Raw genomic sequence first — 20,445 nt, 5'->3', positions numbered from 1 at the left:
GCGACGCTATCTCGACAATTACTTAGCCCTGTTTTGGTTCGGCGCGAATGCCAAACCGCGTGGCGCCCATTCAAAATGCCGTTCAACGCATTTTTCGGAGGCGGAGTGGCGGCGGTGCATCATTTTCATCGATCCAATCGGCCGAAATGCGGTTGGGGCCGAGCGCCGTTCCCGTGCAACTCGGGTCGCGACGCAATTCGGTTTCGGCAAAATAATCGGCCAAGGCCGAATCATCCCCGCCGCCGTCGAGCTCCAGCCTGTCGATCAGACAGCCAAGCGCCGGCCGCGAGATCGGCCGCGTCCGAGTCCCGCAGGCAAAGCCGCTGAGCCGGAAATTGCCCTCCAGTCCGGCGCCGCGAAAGCCAAGGCAAGGCACCGGGTCCGCATTTGCGACGAGATCGACGTCCGCCGTTTCAAGCGGGCCGAAGCGAGTCGGTAAAATCGCCGGATTGCTGCTCCGGACGATCGACACATCGCCATTTGCCGCGAGCCGGACCAGATCGACGAAAAGCGACGCATCCTCCGGCTTTTCCTGGCCGAGACGATAAAGCATGAGGCGGAAGAATTGGCTGCGACCGTCGAGCTGGCCGAAAGTCAGAACATCCTGCCGCCCACCGAGACGGTGCCGCCGCGCAGCGTAGACGTGCGGCAGGCGGGCAAGCTCCGGCGCCGAAAGATCGAAAAGTTGCAGCGGATCGCCGATCTCGTTCCAGTCCGGCAGCGGCGCGGCGGCGATTGGGGCGGGAGCGCTCGGCTGCGGATCGCGGCCGGAGAGTAGAACCAGCCCGGCCGCGAAGAGGATCGCGACGACCGCCGCCGACCCCGGCGAAACGCCGCGTTTGCGCCGCAGACGCCGCCGTGGCTGTTCGATCAGCCTTGTCGGTCTTATATCGTCGAATGTGGCGCGCATGAATTCCCCGCCTTCGATGAGGCAGGAGGATTCTCGCATCACGGCACTTGCCGCCGGTTACTGCGGCGCGGTCATTTGTCGATAGGGTCAACAGAGGCTTTACGGAGCATGTGCCGGAACAGTTGTGCGACTTTTCCCGATGAGAACATGTTCCAAACATCGATGCATGCGGGCGTGATTTTCCGTCCGATTTTTGGTATGGGCGGCGCTGCGGAATTTTCGGGCCTCCGCGAAGGAGAATAAAATGGGTTTCAAGGTCGCCGTCGTCGGCGCCACCGGCAATGTCGGGCGCGAGATGCTCGATATCCTCGCCGAGCGGCGGTTTCCCGCCGATGAAGTGGTCGCGCTCGCCTCGTCGAGCTCGATCGGCACGGATGTGTCCTTCGGCGACAAGACGCTCGTCTGCAAAGCGCTCGAAAATTACGATTTCACCGGCACCGACATCTGCCTGATGTCGGCCGGCGGCACCGTCTCCAAGGAATGGTCGCCGAAGATCGCCCGCAAGGGCGCGGTCGTGATCGACAATTCCTCCGCCTGGCGCATGGACCCGGATGTGCCGTTGATCGTGCCGGAAGTGAATGCCAGCGCCGTCGCGGGCTTTGCCAAGAAGAACATCATCGCCAATCCGAATTGCTCGACCGCGCAACTCGTCGTCGCGCTGAAGCCGCTGCACGACGCAGCGAAGATCACCCGTGTCGTCGTCGCGACCTATCAATCCGTCTCCGGCGCTGGCAAGTCGGCGATGGACGAGCTTTTCGCCCAGACCCGCTCGATCTTCGTCTCTGAGGCGGTCGAGACCGGCAACTTCCCAAAGCGCATCGCCTTCAACATCATTCCGCAGATCGACGACTTCATGGAGGACGGCTACACCAAGGAAGAGTGGAAGATGATGGCGGAAACGAAGAAGATCCTGGACCCCAAGATTAAGCTCACCGCCACCTGCGTGCGCGTGCCGGTCTTCATCGGCCATGCCGAAGCGGTGAATGTCGAATTTGAAAGGCCAATCAGTGCCGACGAGGCGCGCAACATCTTGCGCGAGGCGCCAGGCGTGCTCGTCATCGATAAGCACGAACCCGGCGGCTATATCACTCCGCATGAAGCGGCGGGCGAGGACGCGACCTTTGTCTCGCGCATCCGTGAGGACGCGACCGTCGAAAACGGCCTGTCCTTCTGGTGCGTCGCCGACAATCTGCGCAAGGGCGCGGCGCTCAACGCCGTGCAAATCGCGGAGCTTCTCATCAACCGCAAGCTGATCACGCCGAAGAAGCAGGCGGCGTGACATGGGTGACGCCGTTCCGGCCGAGTGGCTCGATACGCCGGTGAGCGTCGAGCAACTCGACCTGGATTACGGCACGCCACAGTCCGGCGTTCACGCGGATTGGGAACGTCTGAAAGCCGAAATGCAGCCGGGCGATCAGCTCGTACGTTTTGCAAGCCCGGCCGATAGCTGGAAACATCTCGCCGGTCGCGCCGGCATCGCCCTTGTGCGCGACGGCAAGGTGATCGACGCTTTCGTCACGATGATGAATTAGACGCGCGCCGTAAAATCCGCGCCATCGACGATGATCTGCAGCGTTCCCAATTCGCACGTCCCGACGCGAGCACGCACGCCATAAATCTCCGCGAGCATGTCGCTCGTGATCGCCTCTGACGGCGCGCCGAAGCCGACGAGGCGCCCGGCGCTCAACACCGCGACCTGATCCGCATAACGCGCCGCAAGGCTGATGTCGTGCAGCACCGCGACGACAATCATATTGCGCTCGCGTGCCAGCGCCTTGGTGCAATCCATGACGCGCATCTGATAGCGCAGGTCGAGCGCGCTCGTCGGCTCATCAAGCAGCAGGACTTCCGGCGCGCGGACGATTGCCTGCGCGAGGCTCGCCAATTGCCGCTGGCCGCCGGAAAGCTCGGTCAGCGAACGCATCGCCAGATCGGCAATGCCGATACTGTCGAGCACATCGTAAGCGCGGCGCAGATGATCCTGCGTATGCGCTGCATCGCCATTCGCAACAGCGGCGCGTAAGGCGCCGACAACGGCTTCGAGCACGGTCAGCGCAATCGCCGCCGGCAGCGCCTGCGGCATATAGGCGATGCGTTTGGCGCGTTCGCGGCGTGAGGTGGCGGCGAGGTCGGCGTCGTCGAGATGCAACGTGCCTTGCATCGGCTCAAGCCCGGCGAGGCCGCGCAGCAGCGTCGATTTGCCGGCGGCATTCGGGCCGATCAACGCGGTGATCGAGCCGCGCGCCAGTGGCGGCAGCGTGAGATCGTGGATGACCGGCTTGTGGCCATATCCGATCGCGATGTGCGACGCCTCGAGCCCGCTCACAGCCGCCGCCCGCGTTTGAAGACCAGCAGCACGAAGATCGGCACGCCGACGAGCGCCGTAACGATGCCGACCGGCACGATGACACCCGGCATGATGAACTTGCTGGCGATCGACGACAGCGACAGCAGCAGCGCCCCGGTGAGAGCGCTGGCAGGCAGCAGATAGCGCTGGTCTTCGCCGACAAGCAGGCGCGCGATATGCGGCCCGACGAGGCCGATGAAGCCGATCGTACCGACGAAGGCGACCGCCGTTGCCGACAGAAGGCTGATCCGGAATAGTGACAGGAAGCGCAGCCGCCGCACATCGACGCCGAAACTGCGCGCGCGATCCTCGCCGAGCCGCAACGCCGTCAGCGCCGGTGCAGCCATGAACGAAAACGGCGCAAGCAACGCGAGGATCAAAGCCAAGATGCCGACCTTCTGCCAGTCGGCGCGGGCGACGCTGCCGAGCGTCCAGAAGATCAATTGCTGCAACACATCCTCGGTCGCGATGAGTTGCAGCAGCGCGACGATTGCATTGCACGAGAAGACCAGCGCGATACCGAACAGGACCAGCGTTTCGACACCCGCACCGCGCAGCCGCGACATGAATTGCAGCAGCAGGACAGATGCGAAGGCGCAGATGAAGGCGCAGACGGTGACGGCGGCGTTCGCTGGCAGCCACGGCAGCGCGAAGCCGAAGACGATGGCGAGTGACGCGCCGAGCGCGGCGGCTGACGATACGCCGAGCGTGAACGGGCTTGCCAGAGGATTGTCGAGGATCGCCTGCATCTCCGCGCCGCAGAGCGACAGCGACGCCCCGACAAGCAGTGCCATCAATGCATAGGGCAGGCGCACGTTCCAGATGATCGCCGCCGTGACGCGATCGAGATGCGACGGATGGAAAATGCCCGCGACCAGCGTGCCGATACTGAGGCCCGACGGCCCCGACGCGACATCGACGGCGAAGGCGGCAATAAGCGCGATGACGAGCAGGCCGATGATCGATAGCCGCCGCAGCAACAGCCGGCGATAATCCGCCGCGACGGACTCGAAGGCCGATGGCGCGAGCGTCGCAGGCGCGTTCAAGGCGCGCTCACCCAATAGGTGCCGGCCTGTGGCGCATCGAGATAATGTGTGTCGAGATCGTGCAGCGTCGCTGTCGGATCGAGCGCGCCGAACAGCTCCGGATGAATCGCTTTCGCCAGCGCTTCGACGAGCAGGATGTTGTAGGGCGAATTGTAGAAATCGTGCCAGATTCCGAGCACGCGCTGCGCGCGAATGGCGCGCAAATCCTTGAACGGCGAATCGGCGAGAAGTTTTGCGAAACTCGCTTTTGCGTCAGCCTCCGTCACATTCGCGCCAAGCAAGAGTCCGGGCGCGCGATTGCCGCTCGCGATGTAAATGTCCGGGTCGGCGTGCAGCACCGCCTCGACGCTGATGTCGCCAAGCGCGCCGGGCACAATGCCGGCCGCGATATTGTACCCACCTGCGGCCGCGATCATGTCGGCAACGCCGCCCTTGCCGGTTGTGTGCCCCGGCGCCTGCCAAACGCCCGCCAGAAGTTCGAGGAAGACTTTTGGGCGTGCCGTCGCAGGCAGCGCGGCGACGGCATCGGTGACGCGTTTCAGATGCGACTCGTAAAACGCGACATAGTCCGCCGCCTCTTTCTCGCGCCCCAGCGCCTTGCCGAGAAGCGCGATGCTTTTCGGCGTATTGGCCAGCGGATCGACACGGAAATCGACGAAGATCACCGGAATGCCGGCCTGCGCCAGCAGTGCCGGAACCTCGCTATGTTCAGTCAGCCCATGCCCTGCGAGGCTGAGGATCACAAGATCGGGCCTGAGCGACAGAATGCGCTCGGCGCTGACGCTCTGTTCCGACGCCTGCCCGATGAGCGGAATTTTGCCGACCTCGGGATATTTCGCGGCGAAGGAGGCAAACGTATGCGGGTCCATCAGCCGGAAATCGTTCTGCCAGCCGACGACGCGCCGGAACGGATCAGCACGGTCGAGCAGCGCCAGCGCATAAACGAGCCGGCCTTCGCCAAGCACGACGCGCGTGACCTTGTCCGGCACATCGACATGCCGGCCGGCGATATCGGTGACCTCGCGGGCGCGCGCGGCGCCGATCACCAACAGGCTGGCCAGCAGCGCAAAAACGATCCGGCGAATAAGGGAAGACAAGGACATGGGCAAGGGAGGTTGCGGCGCACAATGGCCGCCGCTGTCCTAGCCGCCGCCTAAAAGTTCCGCAACAGCAATGATTTAGAGTGGTTCTAAGGCATCGCTGGCGGCCGATTGCGCGAGCCGCGCCGAGACGAGTTCGCGCAGCCCCTGCAGATCGCGCGAGAAGATACGGATGCCTTCGGCGAGCTTCTCCGTCGCCATCGCATCCTCATTGAGCATGAAGCGAAAACTCTTCTCGTCCAGGTACATCTGCGCCGGGGCGAGCAGCTTGGCCTCCGGCGAGAGCTGCCGCGTCAGCGTGCCTTGGTCTGCCGCCAATTGGTCCAGCAGCGCCGGGGCGATCGTCAGGCTGTCGCAGCCGGCCAGCGCCTCGATCTCACCCTGATTGCGGAACGACGCACCCATCACAATCGTGTTTTCGCCATAGGCTTTGCAATAGGCGTAGATCTGCCTGACCGAGAGGACGCCGGGGTCCGTCTCGGCCATATAGGTCTGGCCGCTGTTCTTCACATGCCAGTCGAGAATGCGCCCGACGAAGGGCGAGATGAGCGCGACACCCGCTTCCGCTGCGGCCGCCGCCTGCGCCAGCGAGAAGATCAGCGTCAGATTGCAGGCGATGCCCTCTTTCTGAAGTAAGGCCGCAGCCTGAATGCCCTCCCATGTCGCGGCAATCTTGATCAGCACCCGCTCGCGGCCGACGCCGCGCTGATGATAATCGCTGATGATCTCGCGCGCCTGATTGATCGTGCCTTCGGTGTCGAATGAGAGATCGGCATCCACTTCCGTCGAGACACGGCCAGGCACAAGCTTCGTCAGCGCCGCGCCGAAATTAACGGCCAGCCGCTGCGTGATCCGGCTCGTCGTGGCGCCATGGCTGCGGCCCCAGAGCACCGCCTCCTCGACAAGCTCCTGATGGGCCGGCATTCCGGCCGCCTTGAGGATGAGCGACGGATTGGTCGTGCAATCCTGCGGCTTATATTGCGCGATGGCGCCGATATCGCCGGTGTCGGCGGTGACGACAGTCCATTGCTTCAACTGGTCGAGTTTGGATGGCATGGCTCTATCCGGTGGTCGTGCAGCTAACAATCTTTACCAGACGCGTTTTCTTCACGCGAACCGGCACCACTTCGCTTGAAAACGCTTCGGGCGCCGCAAGTTTCCGCACGCTTACTGCGATGAAGCGCGGTCGTCCACGGCATAAACATGACAGGTCGAGGCGTGGGCGCCGCAAAGCCGGAGCGCGCCGCTTTCCGCCTCGGCATCGCGGCGCCGGGCCGTGCGCCAGCCATAGGCGCCGTTGGCACTGACGGCAAAAGCCTTATGCGGGAAGGCCGCGAGATAGGCGGCGAAATCCTTGCGCCCGCTGACGGAAAGCTGGCGCGGCGGCGCGAGCGGCGGCGACGCGTAGGGCGGCAATAGCGGATCGGCACGGGGCAGATGCTGGCGTGCCAGAAAGCTATCGACAATCGGCGCCCAGATCTGCCGCCCGGACGACGAGAACAATTGGTGCCCGTCCGAGCCGAAAGCCGAGGCATGGACGAAGGCCACATTGCCGCCTGCCCCGGCAAATGCCTGGCGGAACTGGTCCGCCAGCAGCGGGCCGAAAAAATGATCGTTGGCGGCATAAACCCAGAGCAGCGGCACGCGGGAACGGGAGCCGAACGTGTGGAATGCTTCGATCAAGGCTGGCGCATCGCAAACCGTGTCGGCGTTTTCCGAGCCGCGGCCGCCGGCAAAGCTGATCGCGGCGAGAAGGCCACGCGGTGGATTTTCCGTCAGCGCGACGGTCGCGAAGCCACCGGCCGAAACGCCGACCGCGATCATCCGATGCGGATCGACATCGGCACGGCGCGAAAGATAGGCGAAAGCGGCGCGCAGATCGTCGGCCCCGGCGCGTCCGGCACGGATGTAATTCGCGTTGTCGCAGGGGCCGAAACTTTCCGCCCAGCCGCCGCCCGATTGGCCATAGCCGCGCCGCAGGACCGCCGCCGTCGCCCAGCCGCGCTGCGCGAATTCCATCATCTGCGGCAGCATCCCCTGCGGCGCGAGTTGCGGACGCTCCGCCGGATCGCGCGGCGAGCCGTGGCTGATGAGCGCGAGCGGATAGCGCCCGTGTCCGGCGGGGCGCAGAAAAACGCCCTCAAGGCCTTGAGGGGCGGCCGCAGAGTCCGGAACGCGGATGTCTTCGATGATGTAATTTTGCGCGAAGGCGGGAGAGGGTGCGGAGAAGACGAGAAAGAGAGCCGATATCGTTAGACGAACGCGCTTCATGCAAATCCTCGAACGTCATGGCCGGGCTGTCCCGGCCATCCACCCACAGATCAGCACGTTAATTGAAACGGTCGAAAACGTCATATACTTCGACTGACACATGCCTCGCGCGGCCTAAAGGCAGGCAGACCTCAATGGGTCTATTGGAGGAATGAGACGGACGGTTCTGTGCCGACACCGCCAAAAACGGTCTGTGGCAACAACATTATTGTACTGAATCTCTTTTGCTGGCTTGGTATGCGGGGCGGAGCCTGGAAGCTACAGACGGACAGGTCCATGACGGGCGAATACGAATTCCATAAAAATAAAAAGGTGGGAAAAACCTACGTGAGCCGCCGGCTTGAGAATTGCGAGCAAGGTCATGGACTCGGACTGGTCAGGACGAGTGGCTGTTGAGAAGGACGAAGTCGTTCTTCGCGTCACGCATGGCGGCCGGCAGGAGATCGTCGCAAAGTTTTACGAAATCGACGCAGAACGTAAATTAAATCTCGTCACGTTTACAAAATGGAACACAGAGAAGGGCGTTCCTGTCGGCGAAACCTACTTTACGTTCCGACGCGATGAAGTCGAAAACCTGCTGACCTTCCTCGCTAACATCGTCACTTTCATTTCGAAAGCGAGGAGAAAATCAATATACCGGACTCAGAGCTGCGTACTGTCGTGATGAAAAAGGATCACGCGCACGCCTTACTTTCTGGCAATTTGGATTTGGTAATTAAGCTCGCCGAGAACGAGGTCACGGGGCGGGACATAGTGGCGCTCGGCTACCGGAAGAAACAGCTCGGTCATTTCGAGCGTTTACTTGCTGATGACGAATACTTCGCTGCGCATATGGCTGGCCGGAATCCCGAAGCCGTATGGCAAGCCTTCTTTGAGGCTAACCCGTGGATATTCGGCCACGGACTTTCCTACATCTTTATGGACTCGCTCCATGAACGCAAGCTCGAGCAAACCGTCCGTGGATTTAGCGTGGCTAACAACGGAAAGCGGGCTGATGGTCTTATGAAAACCCGCGCCGCCGTCAGCTCACTATGTTTTATCGAGATCAAGCGCCACGATACGGAGCTAGTGGACGAAAAATACCGTGCCGGTGTGTGGTCGCCGTCCTCGGAGCTTGTCGGCGGCGTTGCGCAAATTCAAGAAACTGTTCGCGGCGCTGTCAAGACGTTAGCTGAGCCGTTTCAACCAAAAGACGCGTTTGGTTATCCGACGGGGGAGGAGCTGTGGGGATTCGAGCCACGCTCCTATCTGGTTATCGGCAACTTGGGACAATTTCAGGGAGACCGCGGCACGCATGAAGATAAGTTCAGGTCGTTCGAACTGTTTCGGCGTAATGTTAGGCAACCTGAAATTATAACCTTCGACGAGCTGCTGCATCGCGCGCGGTTTATCGTCGATAGCAATCAGGTCTCGTCAGACTAAGGCTCCGGCTCCCCCACGAATGATAACATTCGATTCCAGTTTGCTGGCGACGCCAAATGTTTCCGAAAGCAAGATTTCGAGGCAATTGTTATGATTGATTCTCTCGACAAAGTTCCTTTGCTTTACCATTTTACTGACAGACGCAATCTTGACCTTATCAAGAAGCACGGAGGCTTGCTGCCCCTCGCTGACCTTATGAAGCAAGACATCGAAATTCCGGCGCCGGGCGGGAACCAATGGAGCCGTGACGCGGACGAACTCAAAGGTATGGACCGATATGTCCACTTATGCTTTCGCAACTCACATCCGATGGAATACGCGGCCCGCGCTGATGGCCGATTAACGAACGCCGTTTTCCTTGCGATCCACGCTGACGTGTTGAAATTTCCGGGAGCCATGTTTACGCCAGATGTTTCTAATAAGGCGGGCGTTACGGCTGTGCCGATTGCAGAAGCAGAGATTGATTACGAGGTGCTCTATACTCGGACAGATTGGAGCAATGCAGCCATTCAGGCGCGACTGCAACAAGCCGAAAAATACGAGGTGCTCATTCCGCAAAAAATCCCTCTCTCCTTAATAAGGAACCTTTGATATGGCCGAACGCCCGATATTCGTTCCGGAGAGAAACGCGCCCGGTTTCGTGAAGGAGATCAGCTTTAGCATCCCTTGGGCTCCGGGCTTCGCGCCTGTGCAGAAAAAGAAAAATGTAAAGGCACTTCATGAGGCTGCGGCACTTAAGGGCTTTTCGCCATTGCTGGAAATCTCAACAAAGTCGGACGAAGTAGCAGGGCAGCACTTAAGCGCGTTTCATTTAAGGGTTCAAAGCGAAGTGGGTGAAATACCACTCGAATGCGCGTATCAGGGTAGCAAAGTTTTTGAGCGTGGTGGCCCCTTTATCGATCTCTATGAAGCTGAGCCTCGCGCAGCGAAGCGTGATCCGCGTCTGCATCATTCAGGTCATTTGATCCGCTTCGAATTCGAGGGTCATAAGTTCCCACTTCAGCCAACGACAGTGTTTTATGACTGGCTTTATTTACGGGCAATCTATCCTCATCGAGATTGGCTTAAGCAACGATTGATCAGTGAAGAAAGCAGTTATGCCGGATTTACCGATATCGAATTCAACCCAAATAAATCCCTAAATTGCCAAGCGCGGTCTTGCGCGTTGTTCGTTGCACTGCTGCATGACGATATTTTGGAAAAGGCACTGAGCTCGCCCGAAGCCTTCATCAAAACCATGAAGGAGCACATGCGACCGCGCATAGGCAAAGAGGAAGGAAACCAGCTTTCACTTTAGAATATGTAACCATCCTGTTTTACTTTGTTGCCTTCACGTCTATAGGCTCTCAGCCTCGATCATGTAGTTTGAGGAGGCCTATAGAAAATTTCTCACTAGAATTCAGTTGCTCCTCACACGTAAAGCTTTCCGCCCTTTTCCAAGAACTCGGCGCTCTTGTCCGCCATGCCCTTTTCGCGCTCGGCAATCGCGTTCACTTCGTCGCGCAAATCCTGCGTGATCTTCATCGAGCAGAATTGCGGCCCGCACATCGAGCAGAAATGCGCGACCTTGTGCGCGTCTTTCGGCAGCGTCTCGTCATGGAAGAGCCGCGCCGTGTCGGGATCGAGCGACAGGTTGAACTGATCCTGCCAGCGGAAATCGAACCGCGCGCGCGACAGCGCATCGTCGCGCACCTGCGCCGCCGGATGGCCCTTGGCGAGATCGGCGGCATGGGCGGCGATGCGATAGGTGATGACGCCGGTTTTCACATCGTCGCGGTCGGGCAGGCCGAGATGTTCCTTCGGCGTGACGTAGCAAAGCATGGCGCAGCCGAACCAGCCGATCATCGCCGCGCCGATGCCCGACGTGATGTGATCGTAGCCCGGCGCGATGTCGGTCGTCAGCGGCCCGAGCGTATAGAACGGCGCCTCGCCGCATTCCTCGAGCTGCTTTTCCATATTCACTTTGATCTTGTGCATCGGCACATGGCCGGGGCCTTCGATCATCACCTGGCAGCCTTTGTCCCAGGCGATCTTGGTGAGTTCGCCGAGCGTTTCGAGTTCGGCGAATTGCGCGCGGTCGTTGGCGTCGGCAATCGAGCCGGGACGCAGACCGTCGCCGAGCGAGAACGACACATCGTACGCGCGCATGATGTCGCAAATCTCGTCGAAGTGCGTGTAGAGGAAGCTTTCCTTGTGATGCGACAGGCACCAGCGCGCCATGATCGAGCCGCCGCGGGAGACGATGCCCGTCGTGCGTTTCGCTGTGAGCGGCACATAGGCGAGGCGCACGCCCGCGTGGATGGTGAAATAATCGACGCCCTGCTCGGCCTGTTCGATCAACGTGTCGCGGAAGATTTCCCACGTCAGCTTGATCGGATCGCCATCGACCTTTTCGAGCGCCTGATAGATCGGCACCGTGCCGATCGGCACCGGCGCATTGCGGATGATCCAGTCGCGGATGTTGTGGATGTTGCGGCCAGTCGAAAGGTCCATGACCGTGTCGGCGCCCCAGCGTATCGACCAGACCATCTTGTCGACTTCTTCCGCGACAGACGACGTGACGGCCGAATTGCCGATGTTGGCGTTGATCTTCACCAGGAAGTTGCGGCCGATGATCATCGGCTCCAGTTCCGGGTGATTGATGTTCGCCGGGATGATGGCGCGGCCGCGCGCGATCTCGCTGCGGACGAATTCGGGCGTCACAAACGCCGGGATCGCGGCGCCGAAACTTTCGCCGTCGGCGAGTTTCTCTTCGGCATTCGCGAGCATTTTCTCGCGACCGAGATTTTCGCGTGCCGCGACATAGATCATCTCTTCGGTAATGATGCCGGCGCGGGCGAATTCATATTGCGTCACCGGCTTGCCGGAGATGCCGCGCAAGGGCGCGACATTGGCCGGGCAGGGCGGCACGAGCTTGTCGCTGCCGACATTGCCATTGTCTTCCGGCTTGATGGCGCGGCCCTGATAGGTCTCGAAACCGCGATTGGCGTACCAATCGGCGCGCAGGCGCGGCAGGCCGGCAGAGAGATCGACGCGCGGCGCCTCCTCGGTGTAGGGGCCGGACGCATCGTAGACGCGCACCGGCGGCTCGTTCGCCGAAGGTTCAAGCGCGATTTCGCGGAACGGCACACGGATGCCCGCGCGGGGTTCCGCATAGACCTTCCGTGCGCCCGGCAGCGGGCCACACGTCACGCTTTGCGGAATGAGATTTTCGGGCTTTTGGCGAATGTTCATCGGCCGGCTCCGCGCTTTGTTCGGAATGGCGGCGCGGGAGCAGATACGAAGGCGCAGATGGATTCCACCCAAGCTTTGCGTATCGCCTGTCCCTGCGCTGGCATTACCCAGTTTCAGGTTCGAAGGGTCTGATCTCAGCCGCCGAACTTCCGGCAGCACCCCAAGGCTGCAGGCAGGATAGGCGTGGATGCGCCGCGCCGCAAGTGCGTGAAATGCGCCGGAACGGATTGCGCCAGGCCACGTTGGCCAAACGAACGGTGACGATGTCCGCGATGCTTAGAGCAGGAGCGTGAGGCGAAACAGGGCGGTGAGGCTGACAATGATGAACAGGGACAAGGGCTGGGAACCGATCCCCCCGCAGAATGCAATCCCGACGCGGCGCCTTGAGCGCCAGCGTTCGGAACTGCCGCGCGGCGGAAAAGACATGGTGGCGCAGATCGGCGCCGAACTGCGCGCGGTGTTCGCGCCTGTCCCGATGAGCAAATTATCGGGCACGGACGATCTCTTTGCGCGGATCGACCTGTGGAACGACGATATCGGCTAAGCTTGCGGCAGCTCAGTCCTCGGCGCGCTCGACGCAAAAACCGTCATGACAGCCCTTACCAAGGAACCGTGCGGCCGAGGTAATCGAGATATTCCAACCCGGGTTTGCCCTGTTTCGAGAGAAGCACGTCGACTAGGTTCGGCACACTGTCTTCGCTGGTTAAGGGTGCATCCGGGCCGCCGAGGTCAGTGCGGACCCAGCCGGGTGCCATCACCACCATGGCGCGCGATGAGGCGGAATAACGTGCTGCAAAGCTCCGCATGAACATATTCAGCGCCGCCTTGCTGCCGCGATAGAGCTCCCGCGTGCCGGTCAAATTGTTGGCAAGGCTTCCGAGCCCGGACGACATCACGCCCATCAGACCCGTCGCCGGAACGTATTTTTCCAGGCTTTCGAGAACACGCATCGGACTCAGCGCATTTGTGACCATGACGCGGACAAAGTCGTCGGTCGTCACCTCTCCAATCGTTTCCTGTTTGTTGCTTGTGACGCCGGCATTAACAAACAGAATATCGAATATTCTGCCCGACAGCTTTTCGTGCAATGCCGCGATCTGATCCGGCTCGCAGATGTCGAGTGTTTCGATCTCGACGCGGCCCTCGAATTCATCCGCGAGGTCGTGCAGCAATGTTCGGGTTTTTCCTCGAACCGTGCCAACGACATTCCATCCCTTCTTCAAGAACTCAGCAGCCATGGCGAGGCCAAGACCGCGCGAGGCGCCGATCAGAAGGATTTTATGCGGATGATCGTTCGGAGCGGCCGGGGACATAATGTCTTCCAGTGGCGGGATGGAAGCCAAATAACGCACGCCGCATGACCGACGCGAGACGCGTCGGGCGCAAATTATCGTGACCCGCGGTCTATGTCAGAATCGGGCTTCAAATCACCGCCGGATGACAACACTAAGCAGTGAGTGATTGGGCTTCGATCCTAGTCCTTGGCGCGTTCGACGTAGGAGCCGTCTTCCGTCTGGATCACCACGCGGGTGCCCGGCTGAATATGCGGTGGCACCATGGTGCGGGCGCCGTTCGACAATTTCGCTGGCTTATAGGACGACGACGCCGTCTGGCCCTTCATCGCCGGTTCCGTCTCGACGATTTCAAGCGTCACGCGGGGCGGAAACTGAATCGCGACCGGGATGCCGTTGAAGAGCGAAAGAATGCAGACCATGCCTTCCTGCAGGTAGACCGCCTGCTCGCCGATCACATCGGCCGAGACGTTGACCTGATCATAGGTCTCGCCATTCATGAACGTATAATGCTCGCCGTCCTGAAAAAGGTAGCTGTAGTCGTGATCCTCGACGAAGGCGCGCTCGACCTGTTCCGTCGTCTTGTAGCGATCCGTGGTCTTCACGCCGTCGGACAGCCGGCGCATGTCGATCTGCGTCGTCGGCGTGCCCTTGCCGGGATGGAAGCTTTCGGCGGTCAGCACAACATAAAGCTGGCCGTCCTCTCGCTCGAGAATATTGCCCTTGCGGATGGAACTGGCGATGACTTTCACGAGGTTTCCTTCGTCTAGCTCGAATGGCGCTTTGATCCGAGCCGCCGCTTGGAGCAAAACACATTAAAATTCAATATGGATCGGCCGAAACTGGCTAATTTCGGCCGGACTGCCGCGCGGCGCACGGCTGCGCTATAAGCGCCCGCGCCCTCGCTACCCGGCATGGTGAGGGTTTTTCAAGCGAAATGAGGAAATGAGCAAGCCTTCTTTCTGGTGGGAGCCTGCGGCGCACGCCGAAAAGCGGCGCTTTTTGACCGCACGGGCGGCGCTGGCCAAGGCCGCGCGCGGGTTTTTCGACGCCCGCGGCTTCATCGAGGCCGACACCGCCGTCCTCCAAATATCGCCCGGCAACGAGACGCATATTTCGGCCTTCGCGACTGAAATGATCGCGCCAGACGAAGCTAGATCGCGGCTTTATCTGCATTCGTCGCCGGAATTCGCGCTGAAAAAGCTGCTGGCGGCGGGCGAAGACAAGATTTTCAGCCTCGGCCACGTCTTCCGCAACCGCGAGCGCGGACCGCTGCATCATCCCGAGTTCACTATGCTGGAATGGTATCGGACGAATGCGCCCTATACAGCGCTCTTTACCGATTGCCGCGAGCTGCTCGCCATTGCGGCCGAGGCGGGGCAGACCGACACGTTCCGCTATCGCGACGCGACGGCGAATGCTTTCGCCGAGCCGGAGATTTTGACGGTCGCGGACGCTTTCCGGCGCTATGCGGGCGTTGATCTCCTCCAGACCTATGATGCGCAAAGCTGCGACCGCAACGCGCTCGCGGACCGAACCGCCGCGCTCGGCCTGCGTGTCGTGGACGACGACACATGGTCTGATCTTTTCAGCAAAATTCTTTCGGCCAGGATCGAGCCGAACCTTGGGCATGGCCGCGCGACATTGCTTGTCGATTATCCGGCGCCTGAAGCAGCGCTGGCGCGGCTCAAAGACGACACGCGTTTCGCCGAACGGTTTGAGCTTTATTCATGCGGGGTCGAACTCGCCAACGGCTTTGGCGAATTGACGGACGCCAACGAACAACGCGCACGCTTCATCGGCGACATGATCGCGCGCGAACGCATCTATGGCGATGCCTATCCGATCGATGAGGATTTTCTCGCCGCGATTGCGCAAATGCCGCCCTCATGCGGCATCGCGCTGGGCTTTGACCGGCTTGTGATGCTCGCCACGGGTGCCAGGCGCATCGAAGATGTTTTATGGACGCCAATTGCCGATTCGGGAACGGCGCGATGAAAAGTACGACGCTGACCAGCGTTGGCGATTTGATCGCCGAGGGGCTTGTCCCGCCTGCCGCGCGCGAAAGTCTTACGCCGGTCGGCGATCTTTATGCGATCGCGATCAACGAGATGATGGCGGCGCTGATCGACCGCAATGATCCGGCCGATCCGATTGCGCGGCAATTCATTCCCGACGCGGACGAACTCGTCACGACGCCGGAGGAATTGGCCGATCCGATCGGCGACACGCCGATGAGCCCGGTCGAGGGCATCGTGCATCGCTATCCTGATCGTGTGCTGCTCAAACTTCTGCACGTTTGCCCGGTCTATTGCCGTTTCTGCTTCCGCCGCGAGAGCGTCGGCCCCGCCGGCGCGACGCATCTATCGTCCGACGCGCTCGTTAGGGCCTTCGCCTATATCGCCGCGCATGACGAAATTTTTGAGGTGATCCTCACCGGCGGCGACCCACTGATTCTGTCGCCACGCCGGCTCGAAGACATTTTCGCCCGCTTGCGCGCCATCGCGCATGTGCAGGTGGTCCGCATTCACACGCGCGTGCCGGTCGTTTCGCCAGAGCTTGTCAGCAACACGCTTGTCGATCTGCTGCGAAGTTCCGGCAAGACGATCTACGTCGCGCTTCACGCCAATCACGCGCGGGAGCTAACCGAGGATGCCAAGGCAGCTTGCGCGAAATTGATCGATGCCGGGATTCCGATGCTGAGCCAGAGTGTTTTGCTGCGCGGCGTGAACGACGATGTCGCAACGCTCGCGGCGCTGATGCGCGCGTTTGTGGCCACGCGCATCAAACCCTATTATCTGCACCATCCGGATCTCGCGCGCGGCACTTCGCATTTTCGCCTGTCGATCGCTGAGGGCCAAAAACTCGTCGAAGAATTGCGCGGGAAACTCTCGGGCCTTTGTCAGCCGCGCTACATGCTCGATATTCCCGGCGGCTTCGGAAAGGTGGCGCTCGACGGCACCGCTCCAGATGAAGATGGGCGCTATCATCTGCGAGATTTTCGCGGCAGGACGCATCTCTATCCGCCAGCGACATGAAGCCGCCGTCTTTCCCGGCGAACGGAAGGCACGGGCAATCGAAGGGGAGCCAGGGCCATTGAATTTGCTGCGCGCCATCGTCCGGACCTTTGCCGTCGCGACACTTCTGCTCTGCCTCAGCCTGTCGGCACAGGCGCAGACGTTCATCGCGATCAATTCCGCGAATATCGATGCGACGGACAAGACTCTGCAGCAAGTCGAAACGGCCTTGCAGCAGCCGGGACTTTCAAAAGACGTTTTGCAGAAATTGCAGGAACAGATCGGGCCGCTCGGCCCGACATTGCAGGGCGTGCTCGATCACCTGACCCCGCATCTCGCTGCACAAAAAGCGCAGCTCGATCAACTCGGCGCGGCGCCCGCTGCCAAGGCGCTTCCGGAAAGCAAGGAGGTCGCGGCCGAGCGGGTGAAACGGCAAAAGGCCTTCGATGACGTCGATGCGCTGGTCAAACGCACCAATCTGCTCATTGTCCAGGTCGATCAGGCGCAGACGACCATTGCGTCCCGGCTGCGCGCCCGGCTGACTGAAGCACTGCTGCAACAGGAGCCGAGCATCGCGAGCCCGTCGCTGTGGGCCGACGTGATCCGGGAAGTTCCGAGAAACCTGCATGCGCTGCGTCACCGGATCGGCGGCTGGCTCAGCGACAGCGCCACCAAACTCACCGGATGGCGCGCTCCGGTATTTTGCGGATTGCTTATTCTCGTTGCGGTTTTGTATTGGCCGCTGACGCAATTTGCGCAGCGGACTTTTTTTCGTAAGCACGTGGCAGACAATCCGACGCCGTTGCAGAAAATCCTGGCGGCCTGGCGCGTTTTGTTTGTCATCGCAGCGATCCCGATCGCCACTGCGCTTTTTATCGGCTTCCTTGCGCGCAACTTCGGACTGATCGACGATCAGAATCCGTTGCTGCGACCGTTCTTCTTCGCTGTCGTGCGCATTTCCATCGGCGCCGGGCTCGCACAGGCGCTGCTCGCGCCCAAACGCGAGCAATGGCGGCTTATCGCCGTCGATTCCGACGCCGCGGCACACGTGCTGCGCACCGTTCTGATTGTTACGGTGCTCGTTTCCTGCGGCCGCATCTTCAATGCGATCGGCAGCACCATCGAGGCGTCCTGGTCGAGCGACATGTTTGCTCGCGGGTTCTTTAGCCTATTGGCCGCGATCGCGATTGCCGCAAGCCTCTGGATCGGCCAAAGCGGCGACGAAGAAGAAAGCGAGCAGGTTTTCGGTCCGCGCGTCGACCAGACGGCGAACTGGTTTTCCGTTCTGCGCACCATCCTCTGGGCGGCGATTCTCGTCGTCTTCGCCGCGGTCCTCGCCGGCTATATGGCGCTCGGGCGTTTCGCGATCGACCAGATCATCTGGGTCGGCGGTCTCGGCGGAATCGCAGTCATGCTCGTCATGCTCATCGATCAACTTGTCGGCCAGGGCATCACCGGCACGACGCCATTCGGCCGCCGGATGATGCTTTCGACCGGATTGAGCCGCGAGGCGTTCGCGCAATTCGCGATCCTTGCTTCCGGCGTCGCCCGTGTGGTGATTTTCCTCATCGCCGTGCTCGCGGCGCTGGTGCCGTGGGGCGTCCAATCGGCGGATGTGACGGGCTATCTCTACGCCGCATTCTTCGGTTTCCGGATCGGCGATGTCACGATTTCACTTTCGCGCATCGTCTTCACGCTGGTCATTTTCGCCGCCGGTTATGCCGCGACGAGCGCCGTCGAGCGCTGGCTCGAAGTGAGCTTTCTGCCGCATACGCGGCTCGATCTCGGGCTGCGCAACGCCATCAAGACGAGTATCGGCTATATTGGGCGCATTTTTGCGCTTGGCTTTGCCCTGGCCTATCTCGGCGTCGATTTCGCCAAACTTGCCATCGTCGCCGGCGCGCTGTCCGTCGGTATCGGCTTTGGCCTGCAATCGATCGTCAACAATTTCGTCTCCGGCCTGATCCTGCTTTGGGAACGGGCAATCCGTGTTGGCGACTGGATTTCTGTTGGCCCCAATGAAGGCTTCGTGCGCCGCATCAATGTGCGTTCGACCGAGATAGAGACGTTCGATCGCGCGGCGGTCGTCATTCCCAATTCGGATCTCGTCGCCGGCGTCGTCAAAAACTTTGTCCGCACTGACAAGACGGGCCGGCTCAAGCTCAACATTCCGGTGAACGCCGCCGCGGACCCGCAAAAAGCGCGCGAAGTTCTTCTCGACGTGACCAAGAGCAACAAGAACGTTCTGAAGAAGCCGGCGCCCTTTGTCGTCTTCGCCGAGATCACCGGCGGTGTCTTCAACTTCGAGCTTTATTGCTACGTGAGCGATGTCACGTCGATGAAATCGATCACGAGCGAATTGAACTTTGAAATCTATCGCCACTTCAAGGATGCAAGTTTGTTCGACGCGCCGCCGCCGGTGATGAACATCAATCTGCCGGAACTCGAAAAGCGCGGCTTCGTCCTGCGCGAACAGGTGGATCGCAATCCCGCCAACGACCAGGAAGCGCCAGCGGACGACGACAAAGCGTTTTCGGGCGAAGCGGATAAAGGTCCGCGTGAAGAAAACGGATCAAAACAAAAAAACCAGAGCCCTGCTTCTGATCCCATCAGAAGCAAAAAGTTCTAGGCCAGCAAGCCGCCGCCAGACGAAACTTTCAGCGGATTTTGTGTCAGCGCCGCGGCATCGGGCGTATCGGCTGCGACGCCAACGAAGGCATTCCACATGCCTTGAATGAAGCTCGGCTCCATATCGTGCAGGATGAAGACGATGCGCGTTGTATGGTCGTCGTCGGGCCATGAATCGAGCCGCGCTGGCGGATGGAAAATATGCTGCACGCCATGAATGACGAGCGGGCGCGCCGGATCGTCATCGAGCGCGACGATGCCCTTCACGCGCAGGAGATGCGCGCCATGTGCCGTTCGCAGCAATTCGAGAAACATATCGACCATGGCTGGCGGAACGGGCGTCGGGTGACGTAACGCAAAAGCGCGAATTCGCGCGTCGTGCCGGTTGACGTCGTGCGCGTGCGCATGGTCGTGCCCGGAATGATCGTGATGGTGATGGTGAGCATGCGCGTGATCATCCAGCGCCTCGGCATTCAGCCAGCGGCGCACATCGGGTGTTTTCTTGTCCGGATCATAAAGACCAATGTTGAACAGCGCGGCCGGCGTCGCTTCACCGCGCGCAGCATCAAGCTGAATCGCGGTCGGATTGAGCGCCTTGAGGCGGCTATGCAATGCCGCAAGGCCAACATCGTCTGCTGGCAGAAGATCGCTCTTGCTGATGACGAGCCGGTCGGCCACCGCCGCCTGTTTGACCGCTTCAGGATGCCGGTCGAGCGTCGCCGCGCCGTTCAATGCATCGACAAGCGTGATGACGCCGTCAAGGCGAAAGCGCAGCATGAAATAGGGATGATACATGATCGTATGCAGTACCGGCGCCGGGTCGGCGAGGCCGGTCGTCTCGATGATCACACGATTGAATGGCGCGATGCGATTGTTATCGCGCTTGCGCAGCAAATCTTCGAGCGTCGAGACGAGGTCGCCGCGGATCGTGCAACAAAGGCACCCGGATGCCATGACGACGACATTGCCATCGACTTTCTCAACAAAGAGATGATCGAGCCCGACCTCGCCGAATTCATTGATGAGCACCAGACTATCCGAGAGCTCCGGCGCGCGCAGCAATTGATTGAGTAGCGTTGTCTTGCCGGCGCCGAGAAAGCCGGTGAGGATCGTCAGTGGAAAGATCGGCGGCCGGCGCGAGTCAGACATCTCTTAAAATCCAGCGCGATCGCGCGGAC

The 20,445-nt window shown here is 60.6% G+C and carries 20 protein-coding genes and 1 riboswitch; of the genes, 10 read left to right on the top strand and 10 right to left on the bottom strand.

Annotation, left to right across the window (positions count from 1 at the left end):
* Positions 1-82 precede the first annotated feature (82 nt).
* Complete coding sequence (locus WDN02_RS05670) at positions 83-910, bottom strand: hypothetical protein (RefSeq protein ID WP_337292565.1); 828 nt, start codon at positions 908-910, stop codon at positions 83-85.
* Between the two features lie 244 nt (positions 911-1,154).
* Between WDN02_RS05670 and WDN02_RS05665 the strand changes: the two genes are divergently transcribed.
* Positions 1,155-2,189: an aspartate-semialdehyde dehydrogenase gene (locus tag WDN02_RS05665; RefSeq protein WP_337292564.1), complete on the top strand. Its 1,035-nt coding sequence runs from the start codon at positions 1,155-1,157 to the stop codon at positions 2,187-2,189.
* 1 nt (position 2,190) lies between these two features.
* Positions 2,191-2,442, top strand: a complete 252-nt coding sequence (locus WDN02_RS05660) for a hypothetical protein (RefSeq protein ID WP_337292563.1) — start codon at positions 2,191-2,193, stop codon at positions 2,440-2,442.
* Here WDN02_RS05660 and WDN02_RS05655 read toward each other — a convergent pair.
* From WDN02_RS05655 to WDN02_RS05635, 5 genes are all read right to left on the bottom strand, one after another.
* Entirely contained in the window at positions 2,439-3,236 is a 798-nt protein-coding gene (locus tag WDN02_RS05655) for an ABC transporter ATP-binding protein (RefSeq protein ID WP_337292562.1), read from the bottom strand. The two genes, WDN02_RS05660 and WDN02_RS05655, sit on opposite strands and share 4 nt — an antisense overlap.
* A complete protein-coding gene (locus tag WDN02_RS05650; RefSeq protein ID WP_337292561.1) occupies positions 3,233-4,303 on the bottom strand; it encodes an iron ABC transporter permease in 1,071 nt (356 codons plus the stop codon). The genes WDN02_RS05655 and WDN02_RS05650 overlap by 4 nt, the downstream gene beginning before the upstream one ends.
* On the bottom strand, positions 4,300-5,406 hold the full coding sequence (locus tag WDN02_RS05645; protein ID WP_337292560.1) for an ABC transporter substrate-binding protein: 1,107 nt from the start codon (positions 5,404-5,406) through the stop codon (positions 4,300-4,302). Before WDN02_RS05645 ends, WDN02_RS05650 begins: the two co-directional genes overlap by 4 nt.
* Before the next feature lie 75 nt (positions 5,407-5,481).
* On the bottom strand, positions 5,482-6,459 hold the full coding sequence (gene tal / locus WDN02_RS05640; RefSeq protein ID WP_337292559.1) for a transaldolase: 978 nt from the start codon (positions 6,457-6,459) through the stop codon (positions 5,482-5,484).
* A 111-nt stretch (positions 6,460-6,570) separates the two neighbouring features.
* The gene (locus tag WDN02_RS05635) at positions 6,571-7,674 is read right to left on the bottom strand and encodes a prolyl oligopeptidase family serine peptidase (RefSeq protein ID WP_337292558.1); all 1,104 of its coding nucleotides are present in this window, start codon (positions 7,672-7,674) and stop codon (positions 6,571-6,573) included.
* Positions 7,675-8,035: 361 nt separating this feature from the next.
* Between WDN02_RS05635 and WDN02_RS05630 the strand changes: the two genes are divergently transcribed.
* From WDN02_RS05630 to WDN02_RS05615, 4 genes are all read left to right on the top strand, one after another.
* Positions 8,036-8,338 (top strand): hypothetical protein, encoded by a 303-nt coding sequence (locus WDN02_RS05630; protein WP_337292557.1) that lies wholly within the window; start codon positions 8,036-8,038, stop codon positions 8,336-8,338.
* On the top strand, positions 8,338-9,096 hold the full coding sequence (locus WDN02_RS05625) for a Shedu immune nuclease family protein (protein ID WP_337292556.1): 759 nt from the start codon (positions 8,338-8,340) through the stop codon (positions 9,094-9,096). Before WDN02_RS05630 ends, WDN02_RS05625 begins: the two co-directional genes overlap by 1 nt.
* 90 nt (positions 9,097-9,186) lie before the next feature.
* The gene (locus WDN02_RS05620) at positions 9,187-9,687 is read left to right on the top strand and encodes a DarT ssDNA thymidine ADP-ribosyltransferase family protein (protein WP_337292555.1); all 501 of its coding nucleotides are present in this window, start codon (positions 9,187-9,189) and stop codon (positions 9,685-9,687) included.
* Position 9,688: 1 nt separating this feature from the next.
* The gene (locus tag WDN02_RS05615) at positions 9,689-10,393 is read left to right on the top strand and encodes a hypothetical protein (RefSeq protein ID WP_337292554.1); all 705 of its coding nucleotides are present in this window, start codon (positions 9,689-9,691) and stop codon (positions 10,391-10,393) included.
* A gap of 113 nt (positions 10,394-10,506) precedes the next feature.
* On the opposite strand, the gene thiC is transcribed toward WDN02_RS05615, so the two are convergent.
* Positions 10,507-12,330, bottom strand: coding sequence for a phosphomethylpyrimidine synthase ThiC (thiC, locus tag WDN02_RS05610; RefSeq protein ID WP_337292553.1), 1,824 nt, complete (start codon positions 12,328-12,330; stop codon positions 10,507-10,509).
* Between the two features lie 71 nt (positions 12,331-12,401).
* Positions 12,402-12,503: riboswitch (TPP riboswitch) on the bottom strand.
* Between the two features lie 146 nt (positions 12,504-12,649).
* On the opposite strand from thiC, the gene WDN02_RS05605 reads away from it, so the two are divergent.
* Positions 12,650-12,874, top strand: coding sequence for a hypothetical protein (locus tag WDN02_RS05605; RefSeq protein WP_337292552.1), 225 nt, complete (start codon positions 12,650-12,652; stop codon positions 12,872-12,874).
* A 55-nt stretch (positions 12,875-12,929) separates the two neighbouring features.
* On the opposite strand, the gene WDN02_RS05600 is transcribed toward WDN02_RS05605, so the two are convergent.
* Positions 12,930-13,643, bottom strand: coding sequence for an SDR family NAD(P)-dependent oxidoreductase (locus tag WDN02_RS05600; protein ID WP_337292551.1), 714 nt, complete (start codon positions 13,641-13,643; stop codon positions 12,930-12,932).
* Positions 13,644-13,804: 161 nt separating this feature from the next.
* Entirely contained in the window at positions 13,805-14,374 is a 570-nt protein-coding gene (efp, locus tag WDN02_RS05595; protein WP_337292550.1) for an elongation factor P, read from the bottom strand.
* Between the two features lie 193 nt (positions 14,375-14,567).
* On the opposite strand from efp, the gene epmA reads away from it, so the two are divergent.
* Genes epmA through WDN02_RS05580 form a run of 3 tightly spaced genes read left to right on the top strand, consistent with a single transcriptional unit; the run spans position 14,568 to position 19,268 of the window.
* Complete coding sequence (gene epmA, locus WDN02_RS05590) at positions 14,568-15,620, top strand: EF-P lysine aminoacylase EpmA (protein WP_337292549.1); 1,053 nt, start codon at positions 14,568-14,570, stop codon at positions 15,618-15,620.
* Positions 15,617-16,660 (top strand): lysine-2,3-aminomutase-like protein, encoded by a 1,044-nt coding sequence (locus WDN02_RS05585; protein WP_337292548.1) that lies wholly within the window; start codon positions 15,617-15,619, stop codon positions 16,658-16,660. The genes epmA and WDN02_RS05585 overlap by 4 nt, the downstream gene beginning before the upstream one ends.
* A 58-nt stretch (positions 16,661-16,718) precedes the next feature.
* The gene (locus WDN02_RS05580) at positions 16,719-19,268 is read left to right on the top strand and encodes a DUF3772 domain-containing protein (RefSeq protein ID WP_337292547.1); all 2,550 of its coding nucleotides are present in this window, start codon (positions 16,719-16,721) and stop codon (positions 19,266-19,268) included.
* Here WDN02_RS05580 and WDN02_RS05575 read toward each other — a convergent pair.
* Entirely contained in the window at positions 19,265-20,416 is a 1,152-nt protein-coding gene (locus WDN02_RS05575) for a GTP-binding protein (RefSeq protein WP_337292546.1), read from the bottom strand. The genes WDN02_RS05580 and WDN02_RS05575 overlap by 4 nt on opposite strands.
* Positions 20,417-20,445 lie beyond the last annotated feature (29 nt).

Source organism: Methylovirgula sp., assembly GCF_037200945.1.
In the GTDB taxonomy this organism is placed as follows: domain Bacteria; phylum Pseudomonadota; class Alphaproteobacteria; order Rhizobiales; family Beijerinckiaceae; genus Methylovirgula.
This window is presented reverse-complemented; position numbering and strand designations above follow the sequence as displayed.